Raw genomic sequence first — 13,119 nt, forward strand, 5'->3', positions numbered from 1 at the left:
ATTCTATTTAGCTACAGGTAAACCTGCACTAGTCCAGCTATTCATGCCACCTTTAAGTACGCTAGCTCGAGTGAAACCACCTTTATATAAATCATTAGCAATTTGCACAGCACTCATACCCGCAGCACATACTACTATGATGGGCTTGTCTTTATATTTTTCAAGACTAGTGAAGTCATTTTTGTTAATTTTTTCACTTGGTAAATTGATTGCATCGAGAATATGTCCCGCTTTAAACTCTTTTTCCTTGCGGATATCAAGCGCAATACCTTCTTCCTTATTCATCAAAAAAGTTAAATCTTGAGTACTGATTTGTTTAATCGGTGACATTTGCATTTTAACTGTCGTGACGATTATCATTACCACTAAGGCAACCCAAACCGCGCTCAGCATGCCATTATCGCTTGCAAAAGTAATTAATTGTTCCATAAATAAATGCCCGTTTTTATCAAATTTCGAATCGGCACATTATACGCAAATGACTTAGAATTGCGAGCATATACCGCGAGCTAAAACTTAGTAACCCTTTACGGAACATTTCAATGTTAAATCCTTAGTGAATAACACAATCTGTGGGTGTACAATACTTGCTCATAAAATATATAAATCACATAAGATACTAAATTTAACGGGAAAAATAATGGCGAATAAGAAATCAACGGTACTGATGATTCTAGATGGTTGGGGATATAGAGAAGAAACGAGTTCAAACGCGATTCATCAAGCGAACACACCAGTATTAGATGATTTAAAAGCCAAGTACCCAAATATGCTTATTGATACCTCAGGCATGGCCGTTGGCTTACCTGAAGGACAGATGGGCAACTCCGAAGTAGGCCATGTGAATTTAGGTGCTGGCCGTGTGGTATATCAAGACTTTACGCGTATCACTAAAGCGATAAGTGATGGTGACTTTATTGAAAACCCTACGCTTTGCCACGCAGTAGATACCGCGACATCAAACAATAAAGCGGTGCACATTTTCGGTTTACTTTCTCCAGGTGGCGTACATAGTCACGAAGAACATATCTTCGCCATGATGGAACTAGCCAAAAAACGTGGCGCGCAAAAAGTTTACTTACATGCATTTTTAGATGGTCGGGATACACCGCCACGCAGTGCACAAGCTTCTTTAGAAAAAGCCCAACAAAAATTTTCAAAGTTATTTACAGAAACAGATACTGGCGAAGGCCAAATAGCTTCAGTTATTGGCCGGTACTATGCTATGGATAGAGATCAACGCTGGGATCGAGTTGAAGCGGCTTATAACTTAATGGTTAATGGCGAAGGTTTACACCAATATAATAGTGCCTTGGATGCTCTTGCAGCGGCCTATGAACGTAATGAGAATGATGAGTTTGTTGGAGCCAGCGCTATAACCAGCCCATCAGGTAAAGCTATCAAGGTAAATGATGGTGACGCTTTGATTTTTATGAATTTTAGAGCAGATAGAGCGCGTCAATTTAGTCGTTGTTTTACCGACACAAACTTTAATGGTTTTGAGCGAAAGCGAATTCCAGCAATAAGCAATTTTGTTATGCTGACACAGTACGCTGCAGATATTGATGCTCCATCAGCTTTTGCTCCCACTCCGCTCACTAACGTTATGGGTGAATGGTTAGCTAAACATAATAAAACTCAATTACGTATTTCTGAAACGGAAAAGTATGCCCATGTTACCTTTTTCTTTAGCGGTGGCAAAGAAGATATGTTTACGGGCGAAGAGCGTATTTTAGTTCCTTCACCTGATGTTGCAACCTACGATTTACAGCCTGAAATGAATTCAACTCTACTTACCGATAAGCTCGTTGGCGCAATTGAAAGTGGTAAATATGACTTTATCGTTTGTAATTACCCAAATGGCGACATGGTTGGCCATACCGGTAGTTTTGATGCTGCAGTAAAAGCCTGTGAAGCAGTAGATACCTGTGTTGGTCGTGTTGTTAAAGCTGCGCAAGATAACGGTGGTGAGTGTTTAATTACTGCTGATCATGGCAATGCTGAACAGATGCAAGATCCAGTATCAGGACAAGCTCATACTGCTCATACCTGCGAACCAGTACCCCTTATTTATGTTGGCCGAAATGCCTCGCCAGCAGCCTCTGGCACCTTGAGCGATATTTCGCCAAGCGTATTGCATTTAATGGGAATGGAACAACCTGGGGAGATGACTGGTTCAGTACTAATGCAGTTAATCAAGTGATAGTAAATTACCTGATAGTAGATTAGTAAACTATAACTATTTCACCTCAAGAGATGCACTTCTTGAGGTGACATGGGTATAAGTGATACATTGGCTTTTGATTTATTTCCATCATCAATTATGAGATTGTTTATCCACACGTATTTAGCAAATAAGCGCCTTCAACATATAGCTACAGCAATCATAGTAATACTAAGTTTTATACTTGCTTTTCCCTTGCAAGCTGAACAAAGTAACCTCAATGAAAGTGCGCAAAAAAAGAACCGCGCAAAACTCAGCGATGTCCAAAAGGCTATTGCGCAACAAGAGTCGAATATTTTTGATGTTAATAAACAACGCAGTAGTTTGGAGCAACAATTAAAAAATGATGACTTAGCGATTGCAAAAGTAGCCAAAGCAATTAATAAAATTGAAACTGATCTAGAAACGACTCAAGAAAAAATTACTGCCTTAGCCATAAAGAAAAAACAGCTAACTATTGCTAAACAAAGACAAGAACGTTTATTAGCACAACAACTTAGAGCGGCCTACACTACTGGTCAACATGATTATCTCAAGTTGTTACTCAACCAAGATCAAAGTGAAAAGATCCAGCGCACCATCAGCTACTATCAATACTTAAATCAAGCACGAACTAAAGAGATTGATAATTTTCAAGTGACCATCGCTCAACTTCTCCAAGTAAGTACCGAACATCAAACACAGGTTGACCATTTACAACAACTCAAAGACGAACAATTACAGCAAGATACCCAGTTTCGAAGTAGTAAATCGCAGCGAAGTCAAACCCTAAAAAAATTAAGTCGTAAGTTACTTTCCAGCCAACAGCAATTGAATAAGCTTAAAGCAGAAGAAAATAATTTAAACCAAGCATTGAATAAGCTAGCGGCACTTATCCAAGCTGAAATTGATTTAACCGGTTTAAGTAAATTGAAACGAAAGTTATCTTGGCCAGTTAAGGGTCGCATATTGCATCGGTTTGGCACTCGAAAACAAGGCTACTTAAAATGGAAAGGTGTATTAATTAGTGCTCCAATAAGCCGACAAGTACAAACCATTCATAATGGTAAGGTATTATTTTCAGATTGGCTTAAAGGCTATGGTTTATTAACCGTGATTGATCATGGTAATGGTTATATGAGTTTATACGCACATAATCAAACCTTATTGAAATCAGTCGGTGATCGTGTAGAAACAGGTGAGCCCATTGCGTTAATTGGACAAAGTGGTGGTTTAGAGCAATCAGGTCTTTATTTTGAAATTCGCCACCAAGGCAAAGCGCTCAACCCTAAACTTTGGTGTCGGTAATTATTGAATCATTTATTAAACAAGATCTCTCAACATCATTGCGCTAACTTTATATATTTTTTAACTAAATAACTGCTACGCTTTCTTATTATAATAACTAAAAAGACAAATATTACCCTGTGCTAAATACTTTTTTAAAAATTATCTCTATACGTTCTTTTATAATACTTTATCTAATGCTTTTTAGTGTTCAAAGCATTGCTCAAGCGAACCAAGTTGCTATCGTCATTGATGATATGGGGTATCGGTATACCGACAAACATGCGTTAACTTTACCTGGAGCAATTACCTATGCTTTTCTACCTCATACCACCTATGGTAAAAAACTTGCCATGCAAGCCAATAGCACTAATCATGATGTGCTGATTCACATACCAATGGAATCTGAAAATAGAAAAAAATTAGGTCCTGGTGCGCTAACAAGTAATATGGATGAACAAGCATTTAGTCAAAGCTTAACTAAGTCCTTCGCTGAAATTCCCTTTGCGATTGGTATTAATAATCATATGGGGAGCTATCTCACACAATTATATCAACCTATGGCTTGGACTATGACGTTTTTAAAACAGCATGATTTGTTTTTTTTAGACAGTAAAACCAGTCCTCATTCAAAAGCACAACAAGCTGCTATCGATTTTGGCGTACCGGTTAAAGCAAGGCATATATTTTTAGATAATGAATTAACTGAAAAGTATATTAGTCAGCAATTTAAGCAACTCATTCATTTCGCTCAAAAACACCAAACAGCTATTGCTATCGCCCATCCTCATCCCGAAACTGTGGCAACCTTAAATAAACTCATTCCTACCTTAAAGTTACACGGTATTGAGTTAGTTCCATTATCACGATTATACCCAACATCGATCAATAAGGTAGTTAGCTCTTCAGCAACTGAGTAAATTATCGCTAGAACAATGAAATCCCTAACGCCATATAATTCAGTCTAAAGTATCACTTAAAGTTTAATGTTATTTTCTCGTAAGACTTGATGTAAATATTTAACAGGTATTGCATAAGTGATGCCACTAGGGTTACTAATAACAGCCTCTTTAGTTGCTTGTACAAAAACTTTATTAATTATGCCAACCACTTTCCCTGTTTTCATATCATACATAGCACTGCCACTGTTTCCAGGATAGGCCGTCGCATCAAGCTGATAAACCAAATAAGGATTTCTCATACGTTTGAGCATTTTTAAATTAATTTGTCCCGCAGAAGCCGCAGGAACAACAGTAGGAGTAATACTGGCAATCATGCCTCGATGGGTCACGGGATAAAGGCCCAACACGCCACCAATAGGGAAACCAGTGAAAGCAATATAGCTACCGTCTGCGTACAAATCTTCATTCGCTAAAGTCATCGCAGGTAAGGCTGCTCCAGAGATCTTTAAAATGGCGAGATCGTATAAACTTGATGTTGCAACAATTTCGGCTTCTCTAACTTTAGCATTTTTACCAGAACCAATGAAAACAGCCATTTTCTGTAACAAGCTTTCATCTAATAAGGTCGGCAATACATGGTCATTAGTAACAATGTAACGACCATCACCAATAACAAAACCTGTGCCTCGTAGAATATTTTGTGGTCGACTCGTCGGTGTATGTATTCCAATACCAACGACAGACGGTTTGATTTTAGCAACAACGCCAACAAAATCTGCTTGCGCGTATGATGTAAATAAAGAAGCAATAACTAGCAGTAAGGGAATATGTATGGACATAAATTTTTCCTAAGTAAAGTGAGCTATAGTTGTTATCGAGCACAAATACTATCTTATAGCAATCGGACTCATTTATTGATTACTTAGCGATAATTAAACCATGCGGCCTACAAAATGCTTTAAGATTATAGTTGGCATACAATATTTTTCACGAATATATCATCAAGCAGTTTTGGCATAACACTATCATAATAAATATAGATGAATATTCTGTGGTCTATTTTAAAGTGACCAAAGAAAGAAGTCTGACCTGTATAGAATTAGGTCTCAAACTTCAATAGAAGCTATTCCAATTAAGATTAACATGGAAACTCATGATATAGCTCATTAAATTATAAGCATTTTTTCTATCTCATACTTGCCTATGTAATGCTTTCACAGTCATAATAGCGCTGCTAAGAAGTGTCCCATATTAATTTTCAGGATGATAAATGATTACCTTTGTTCACGAGCTTATAAGCCACAGTGTACAACGCTCTCCCGAAGCAATTGCGCTGCAAGTTAAAAATATGAGTTTGAGCTATGCCCAGCTTAATGAAAAAGTAACTAAGGTAGCGCAAGCTTATGCTTCACTCGCCATTACACGTGGTGATCGCATTGGTATTTATTTAGCAAAAAATCAAGAAAATGTTCAAAGTATATTTGCCTGCTCTTTACTCGGCGCCGTCTTCGTCCCTATCAATCCTGTATTAAAAGCCCAACAAGTTCACTATATCGCTAACGATTGTCAAATTAAGTTATTGGTCACCAATCGTGCAAGACTCACTGCACTCTCTTCCCTATTAGATGACTTTACAGAGTTAAAAACCATAATTGTCATTGATGCTGATCAGCAAGAACTAGAAAAAATAGCATGTTCTAAATCAGTTAAGCTCGTTAGTTGGCAGTCTTTTATCTCTCTAAAAGATAACCAAGATAACCTACCGTGTTCAATATCGCCTAATGAACTTGCTGCCATTTTGTATACTTCAGGCAGTACTGGTCAACCTAAAGGCATCATGCTCAGCCATACTAATATAGTGCTTGGCGCAATGTCTGTTAGCCAGTATCTAGAATTGACGTCTAAAGACAATATTCTTGCTGTGTTGCCCTTAAGTTTTGATTATGGTCTGAACCAATTAACTAGTTGTTTCTTAGTAGGAGCCAAATGTGTATTACTCGACTATTTATTGGCAAGTGATGTAGTAAAAGCCATTGCCACTTATCAGATTACAGGCTTAGCTGCGGTGCCACCTTTGTGGATACAGTTAATAAAAGCAAACTGGTCAAAGAGCTCAGTACAATCCATGCGTTATTTCACCAATTCAGGTGGGGTATTACCTTTAAAAACTCTCGCTGCATTGAGAGAAAATATACCACAAGCTAAACCTTATCTTATGTACGGTTTAACTGAGGCTTTTCGATCTACTTATTTATCTCCAGTGGAGATAGACAATAAACCCAACTCAATGGGTAAAGCGATCCCTTACGCTGAAATTCTTGTATTACGCGCAGATGGCAGTAATTGTGATGATGACGAAGTGGGTGAATTGGTTCATATAGGCCCATTAGTAACTTTAGGCTATTGGCAAAATGAGACCGCCACAGCAGAAAGCTTTAAAGAAACGCCTAAACAAGCAATAAATGTTCAAAATACGCCTCTAGCAGTATTTTCGGGAGATTATGTTAAACGCGACAGTAACGGTTTTCTATATTTTGTTTCAAGAAAAGATGTCATGATTAAGACGTCAGGCTACCGCGTGAGTCCGACAGAGGTAGAGTCTGTACTATTACAACTGCCTGAAATTACTGAAGCGGTGATCATTGCCAGTCCCTCAGCTGAACTTGGCCAAGCTATCATTGCATTAATAGTAAGCTCAAGCGATGAACAAGAGTTATTAACAAAAAACATCATGAAACATTGTCAACTAAACTTACCTAACTACATGATACCAAAAAAAATAATATTTTTAATTGAGTTTCCTCGTAACGCCAATGGTAAAGTTGATACTAAATTGCTAACAGTAAATTATAACAAAAAAGTTAATCTCATTTAATGAACATAACGGACAGTAACATGAAACTATCAACGACTGATTTAACGACATCACTCAAGGATTATCCCTCTTCAAGTAGTGAATTGTTCGTTGGTAATCACCCTTTGAGTCACCTAGAAAAGCTCGTTTCAAATACGCCGTTTTATGCCTATGATCGTCAACTTATTATCAATAGAGTTACTCAATTAACGAATACTCTACCAAAAAAGATATCGCTACATTACGCAATTAAAGCAAACCCTTTTCCCAGTTTAGTGCAACTGATGTCGACACAAGTGTCTGGATTTGATGTCGCTTCAAGAAAAGAAATGTTATTAGCAATACAAACGGGCATGCCAGCTGACAAAATTAGCTTCGCTGGTCCCGGAAAAACGACTGAAGACATTGAAGCAGCAATTATTGCCGGCGTAACCTTACATGTTGAGTCTGCCGGTGAAATAACCAAAGTAGAGCTTGCTGCCGGTCAATTATCGCTTAAAGCAAATATTGCCATTAGAGTGAATCCTAAGTTTGAATTGAAATCATCAGGCATGAAAATGTCTGGAGGAGCAAAACCTTTTGGTATCGATGAAGAGCAAGTCCCTCAAATACTAAAAGAGTTAAATTTAACGAAAATTAATTTACGTGGTTTTCATATCTTTGCAGGGTCACAAAATCTCAATGCAGAAGCTATACTTTCAGCACAACAGCAAACGTTTATGTTGGCTGAAGAGTTAGTTGCGCTATCAAGTAAAATAACCAAAGGTAAAATAGACTATCTCAATATTGGTGGTGGTTTTGGTGTTCCTTACTTTGCAAATGAAAAATCATTAGATGTCACGGCAATCGCTAACAACCTAGAATCTCTTTTGAAAAAGCATGAAACATTGGTTGACGGTTTAGAGTTGATATTAGAATTGGGCCGATATTTAGTCGCTGAAGCGGGCATTTATGTTTGTAAAGTCGTCGATAAAAAGGTGTCTCGTGGTACTAACTATTTAGTTTGTGATGGCGGTTTACACCACCATCTTGCTAACTCTGGTAATTTTGGTCAAGTAATACGAAAAAACTACCCCGTAGTTATTGGAAACAAACTCAAAGGGGATGTTCAAGAACTCGTTAACATCGTCGGTCCCCTGTGCACCCCGCTTGATATTTTAGCTGATAAAATAATGTTACCTAAAGCGAGTATGGGCGATTATGTTGTTGTCTTTCAATCAGGAGCCTATGGCGCGACAGCGAGTCCTAAAGATTTTCTTAGTCAGCCGCAAGTAAGTGAACTATTAATTTAAATATTATCTTCGCATAATTACAGATACTTTGTCTTAACGACTATACTGAAATTAGCCTAGTTATTTACAATTTCATCATGGAATAAAAATGAACTGGAACAAACGATTATTAGACACACCCATTATTGGTAATATCACCAAAAAAATTGTCTCAGCTAAGGCAAGTAGAGAGGCGCATAATATATCAGATCATTTTACGCAATTTTTACAGCCTTGTGTTGCCGTCAGCCAAACCTTAAAAGAAGAAGCATTTAAAATTCGTCATAATGTTTACTGTGAAGAACTTGCTTTTGAAGAGATTAGAGAGAATGGCCAAGAAACAGATGAATTTGATCACCAATCAATGTTTTCTTTAATCAAACATAAACCGTCTGGTACATTCACTAGCTGTGTACGCTTAGTCACTTCAAGTGGTCCTGATGAATTACTTCCCATTGAAAAATATTGTTTGGACTCGATCACTAACGAAGAACTTAGCCCTAAACACTTTAATCGCAATGAAATAGCAGAAATATCACGCTTAGCCGTTAAATCTGATTTTCGTCGCCGTAAGGCCGATAACTATAAAGGCTCAGGTACTGGCGTTATCAGTGAAATTACCTATTCAGAAACCGAGTTACGTTGCTTCCCCTTCATAGCCATAGGATTATATATGGCGGCAGCCACTATGAGCATGAATACCGGTATTCGTCATGTTTATGTGATGATGGAGCCACGACTTGCCCGTAGCATGAAATTTATCGGTATTAATTTCCAGCAACTAGGTCCCCCTGTTGATTATCATGGTTTACGCGCCCCTTATTATATTAATCCTGAAATTTTTATGAAAAATCTCTCTCCTGGTTTTAAAAGCCTTTTTAGTATCATTGAAGAAGACATTTGCTCACAACTGAATCAATTAGATTTAGCCTAACAAAATTACAGCGGAAAACCACTAAGCACCTCTTATGCCACAGAAACTTATTCCTCTCATTGAAAATGTATTAACAATTGATTCGAGTTTATCATTTGATCCTCAGCAGGTTTCTCGCTTTATGCTTGGCACTGAAGGATTGACTTGCTTTGAAAATAAACAAAGAAGTATATTTGCCGTAATTACACTAACTCAGTCCCATGAGATCAAAGCACTACTTGATTTGGCCAACCACTGTGCGACCGATGAAGAACTCGCCTTTTCTCTTTATCCTATTAGCACAGGGAAAAATTGGGGTTATGGCACCAGTCAGCCTGCTGGCACAGCTAAAAACATTATTCTTTTGGATTTAGGTCAATTAACCGATATAAAACACTTTGACAGTGAACTTGGTTTAGTGACGATTGAACCAGGGGTTACTCAACAGCAATTGTGTGATTATTTACAGCTACATAATCATGACTATATGGTGCCTGTCACTGGGGCAGGACCAGACTGCTCTATACTAGCCAACGCCTTAGAGCGCGGTTACGGTATAACACCCTATACAGACCATTTTGCTGCCGTTAACAGTATTCAGGGGTATTGGGCCAACGGCACGCCTTATCAATCAGCCGTCAATGAACTAGATGCCAGCGATGATAAATTTGTCGATAAAACGTTTAAATGGGGACTTGGCCCCTATTTGGAAGGACTATTTACCCAGTCTAACCTTGGTATAGTGAGCCAAATGACCATTCGGTTAGCCAAGAAGAAAGCTGGTTTCACTTCATTTTTTATCCAAATGGAAGATGATGCATTACTTGAACAAGCGGTGCCCTTAATACGACAAGTATTACAAGACTATGAAGGTATTGTTGGCTCAATTAACTTAATGGATCAACGCCGTTTATTATCAATGTTTGCCAAAAACCCCAATGGTAACGACGTCCATCAAGTAATGGAAAATCAAGATATTGAAAGATTGGCTAAAGAATTACAAGCGCCTAACTGGACCATTGTTGGTAGTATTTACGGCAGTGTCGGCGTGGTCAAAGCAGTAAAAAAAGAAATTAACCGTATTTTTAAACAATTGCCTTGTAAACGAATATATTCAAATAGCTTAATCATCGTTGTAGCGAATAAAGTTATTAAATACATCCCCTCATTATTGATTAATAAAGTGCCGCCTTTATCTGTGGCAGTAGAGCAACTGGATTCGTTTAATAAGGGTAAAGAGATTATGCTGGGCAAGCCGAATAAAGTTGCCCTAAAACTCGCTTACTGGCGTCATACCGAGACTGCAGGTTTTGATAAAAATGAATTATCACCAGGAAAAGATGGCTGCGGTTTACTTTGGTATGCTCCATTAATAACGATGAAAGCAAAGAAAATGCGAGAGTTTGTCGAGTTTGTTAGAGCAACTTGTCCAAAATATAATATTGAGCCTTTCATCACCTTTACTAACCTAAAACACGACTGCGTTGATAGCACTATTCCTATCGTTTTCGATTTAGGTAATCCTCAGGCAGTCGCCGATGCTCATGATTGTTTAAAAGCTCTAGTAACAGAAGGTCTTAAAAAAGGGTTTGTCCCCTACCGTCTTAATATAGATCAACAACAGTGGTTACTTAATAAAGACAGTGATTTTTGGCAAACAGTCAATAAAATCAAAGGCAGCTTAGATCCACATAATATCCTCAGCCAAGGAAGATATAATCCTAGCTAGCTCTTTTTTAACGTAACATATTCGTCATATGTTTTAATTGAAAAAACCCGACAAGCTTGTGCTCATCGGGCTTTTTTAATTAAGCTTTTACTTGAATGACTACTTTGTATTAATAAAGCATGCAAGCGCTAGGGTTTAAAATTGATAACAAACCTAACCGTTCTAAATCACAATAATCAACGGCATTTTCTAGCATTTTTTTATCTAGACGAATAGGCTCTAACTGCTCTTCAGTTAACAAGTCGTTGAAATCTAAGTTTTGATCTTTAAACACTTGCTGCTTACTCATCACACGCTTGGCGATATATAACAACTGTGTTTCTGCAGTGTATTGGCTTAGATCGTCAATATCCTGATCACGAATAGGTGCGAAAATGCTATAAGGTAACTGCCATTGTTTTAATAGTTCGGCAGAACATTCACCAAACGTAAATCCTAATACATCCTGTTGCTTCACCCAAGGTAATAAATTGATATCCTGGCTATCACAAGCACGCTGTTTTTCCGTTGTTATTTGATGAACAACTAATTCACCTAAATTATGCAACAAGCCTAAAATAAATAAACGTTCAGCATTAATAATACCTAGGCTAGTTCCTAAAAACTTCATCAACAACGCGCAATCAACACTTTTTATCCAAAACTCATCAAGATAATCTTGGTTAGCATCAATATTTTTGAAAGCTTCCGTAGTAAAGTAGGCGATAACAAGGTTATAAACTTCCGTAATCCCAAGTACCAAGACAGCCTTAGATATGGTGTCTATTTTACCTGGATAACTAAAAAAAGGACTATTCGCTAATTTTAATACCGTACCAGAAAGGGCAGGATCGAGTAAGATAACCTCTGAAATATCATCTATGGTAGATGATTCATCATCAATTAATTCCCTAATTCTGATAAAAGAATCGGATAAAACAAAAATTTCACTGGCTTGTTCTACATAATCATCTGCGGTCATATTGTTACCTTTAATACTGCAGTCTAGAAACTCGACATATAAAGTTGCCGAACAAATAAATTCGATCTTTGGCTGAATATAGCTATATACAGATCGCCATTCTCAAGTTCAAGTTACTAATAGTCAATACTTATTTGATATGAGCTAAATTTCCTCATATTAATTACGCCTTTATCGAAAATTAAATACTGACCTTTAATACCCAAAAGCACTCCCGATACAGTTTCCGTTTTATCAAAATTAAAAGAACTAATTTTAGTTAAATATTCACTTACTGGATAATGAATTTCTTGCACACTTTCATTTAGTTCTTGAACTGCATCACTACCAAATTGAAGCCTAAGTTGCGATAAGCGCATACTGATCTCTGGGATTAACTCTTCTGCTTTGGCTTTTAGGTCTATAGGCTCTGGCTCACCTTTTAACATAGCGCGCCAATTGGTTTTATCACTAATGAATTCTGCTAGTGCAGTTTCTACTAAACCTGATTGTAAGCGAGTACTCACCTTAAATATAGGGAGAGCTTGGCATGCTCCTTGGTCAATCCAACGAGTAGGTAATTGAGTATGTCGGGTTATGCCCACTTTCAAGCCTGAGCTATTAGCTAAATATACATAATGATCAACCATACAATGACTTTCCCCCCACTCTGGCTCACGACAAGTGCCTAAATGAAAGTGGCAAGTTTCAGGTTTCATAATACACAAATCACATTGAGCAAGTTTAGCCATACATGGATAACAATATCCCTGAGAGTAACTTTTTTTAGTACGCTTTCCACAGTGCTTACAGGCTATAGTGCCGGAAAAGTGTAAGGTTATTTGCTTTCCTATTAAAGGATTTAGCTCAATACTCTGTTTAGTGCCATCACCATTAAGGCTAGCTAATGGTAGTTGATACTGAACTAAATTATTACTATCAAGTTGTGCGGTAAGTTTCTCTACTGCACCGACGTCACTAATTGGCATAGTTGCTCTCTATTTTATATTAGGATTTAAT

At 37.6% G+C, this 13,119-nt stretch carries 11 protein-coding genes; 7 read left to right on the forward strand and 4 right to left on the reverse strand.

The genetic code is table 11. The features are described from left to right. Positions 1 to 3: 3 nt before the first annotated feature. The gene (locus tag CXF79_RS20055) at positions 4 to 429 is read right to left on the reverse strand and encodes a rhodanese-like domain-containing protein (protein WP_101157451.1); all 426 of its coding nucleotides are present in this window, start codon (positions 427 to 429) and stop codon (positions 4 to 6) included. 211 nt (positions 430 to 640) lie between these two features. Here CXF79_RS20055 and gpmI point away from each other — a divergent pair, with 211 nt between their 5' ends. The 3 genes from gpmI (at position 641) to CXF79_RS20070 (ending at position 4,410) form a co-directional block, all read left to right on the forward strand. Then, positions 641 to 2,203, forward strand: coding sequence for a 2,3-bisphosphoglycerate-independent phosphoglycerate mutase (gpmI, locus tag CXF79_RS20060; RefSeq protein WP_198560107.1), 1,563 nt, complete (start codon positions 641 to 643; stop codon positions 2,201 to 2,203). A gap of 72 nt (positions 2,204 to 2,275) precedes the next feature. Then, positions 2,276 to 3,511 carry a murein hydrolase activator EnvC family protein gene (locus tag CXF79_RS20065; RefSeq protein ID WP_101157453.1) on the forward strand — a complete coding sequence of 412 codons (1,236 nt, stop codon included), beginning with the start codon at positions 2,276 to 2,278 and terminating at the stop codon, positions 3,509 to 3,511. A 176-nt stretch (positions 3,512 to 3,687) separates the two neighbouring features. Further along, positions 3,688 to 4,410, forward strand: coding sequence for a divergent polysaccharide deacetylase family protein (locus CXF79_RS20070; RefSeq protein WP_232769260.1), 723 nt, complete (start codon positions 3,688 to 3,690; stop codon positions 4,408 to 4,410). A gap of 56 nt (positions 4,411 to 4,466) precedes the next feature. On the opposite strand, the gene CXF79_RS20075 is transcribed toward CXF79_RS20070, so the two are convergent. Beyond that, positions 4,467 to 5,231: a S1 family peptidase gene (locus tag CXF79_RS20075; protein ID WP_101157457.1), complete on the reverse strand. Its 765-nt coding sequence runs from the start codon at positions 5,229 to 5,231 to the stop codon at positions 4,467 to 4,469. A 431-nt stretch (positions 5,232 to 5,662) separates the two neighbouring features. Here CXF79_RS20075 and CXF79_RS20080 point away from each other — a divergent pair, with 431 nt between their 5' ends. From CXF79_RS20080 to CXF79_RS20095, 4 genes are all read left to right on the forward strand, one after another. Continuing rightward, the gene (locus CXF79_RS20080) at positions 5,663 to 7,267 is read left to right on the forward strand and encodes an acyl-CoA ligase (AMP-forming), exosortase A system-associated (RefSeq protein ID WP_101157459.1); all 1,605 of its coding nucleotides are present in this window, start codon (positions 5,663 to 5,665) and stop codon (positions 7,265 to 7,267) included. A gap of 20 nt (positions 7,268 to 7,287) precedes the next feature. Next, positions 7,288 to 8,538, forward strand: coding sequence for a pyridoxal-dependent decarboxylase, exosortase A system-associated (locus CXF79_RS20085; protein WP_101157461.1), 1,251 nt, complete (start codon positions 7,288 to 7,290; stop codon positions 8,536 to 8,538). An 88-nt stretch (positions 8,539 to 8,626) separates the two neighbouring features. Then, positions 8,627 to 9,451 carry a PEP-CTERM/exosortase system-associated acyltransferase gene (locus CXF79_RS20090; RefSeq protein ID WP_101157463.1) on the forward strand — a complete coding sequence of 275 codons (825 nt, stop codon included), beginning with the start codon at positions 8,627 to 8,629 and terminating at the stop codon, positions 9,449 to 9,451. Positions 9,452 to 9,485: 34 nt separating this feature from the next. Then, on the forward strand, positions 9,486 to 11,159 hold the full coding sequence (locus CXF79_RS20095) for an FAD-binding protein (protein ID WP_101157465.1): 1,674 nt from the start codon (positions 9,486 to 9,488) through the stop codon (positions 11,157 to 11,159). Positions 11,160 to 11,268: 109 nt separating this feature from the next. Here CXF79_RS20095 and CXF79_RS20100 read toward each other — a convergent pair whose 3' ends face one another. Further along, positions 11,269 to 12,120 carry an HDOD domain-containing protein gene (locus CXF79_RS20100; protein WP_011045128.1) on the reverse strand — a complete coding sequence of 284 codons (852 nt, stop codon included), beginning with the start codon at positions 12,118 to 12,120 and terminating at the stop codon, positions 11,269 to 11,271. 116 nt (positions 12,121 to 12,236) lie between these two features. Continuing rightward, positions 12,237 to 13,088, reverse strand: coding sequence for a DUF2797 domain-containing protein (locus tag CXF79_RS20105; RefSeq protein ID WP_011045129.1), 852 nt, complete (start codon positions 13,086 to 13,088; stop codon positions 12,237 to 12,239). Positions 13,089 to 13,119: the final 31 nt, after the last annotated feature.

The organism is Colwellia sp. Bg11-28 (assembly GCF_002836245.1).
GTDB lineage: Bacteria > Pseudomonadota > Gammaproteobacteria > Enterobacterales > Alteromonadaceae > Colwellia > Colwellia psychrerythraea_A.

Bases quoted from the DNA above. Each gene is read 5' to 3' on its own strand.
- CXF79_RS20055 (WP_101157451.1), bottom strand. From the start codon at position 429: ATGGAACAATTAATTACTTTTGCAAGCGATAATGGCATGCTGAGCGCG.
- gpmI (WP_198560107.1), top strand. From the start codon at position 641: ATGGCGAATAAGAAATCAACGGTACTGATGATTCTAGATGGTTGGGGA.
- CXF79_RS20065 (WP_101157453.1), top strand. From the start codon at position 2,276: ATGGGTATAAGTGATACATTGGCTTTTGATTTATTTCCATCATCAATT.
- CXF79_RS20070 (WP_232769260.1), top strand. From the start codon at position 3,688: ATGCTTTTTAGTGTTCAAAGCATTGCTCAAGCGAACCAAGTTGCTATC.
- CXF79_RS20075 (WP_101157457.1), bottom strand. From the start codon at position 5,231: ATGTCCATACATATTCCCTTACTGCTAGTTATTGCTTCTTTATTTACA.
- CXF79_RS20080 (WP_101157459.1), top strand. From the start codon at position 5,663: ATGATTACCTTTGTTCACGAGCTTATAAGCCACAGTGTACAACGCTCT.
- CXF79_RS20085 (WP_101157461.1), top strand. From the start codon at position 7,288: ATGAAACTATCAACGACTGATTTAACGACATCACTCAAGGATTATCCC.
- CXF79_RS20090 (WP_101157463.1), top strand. From the start codon at position 8,627: ATGAACTGGAACAAACGATTATTAGACACACCCATTATTGGTAATATC.
- CXF79_RS20095 (WP_101157465.1), top strand. From the start codon at position 9,486: ATGCCACAGAAACTTATTCCTCTCATTGAAAATGTATTAACAATTGAT.
- CXF79_RS20100 (WP_011045128.1), bottom strand. From the start codon at position 12,120: ATGACCGCAGATGATTATGTAGAACAAGCCAGTGAAATTTTTGTTTTA.
- CXF79_RS20105 (WP_011045129.1), bottom strand. From the start codon at position 13,088: ATGCCAATTAGTGACGTCGGTGCAGTAGAGAAACTTACCGCACAACTT.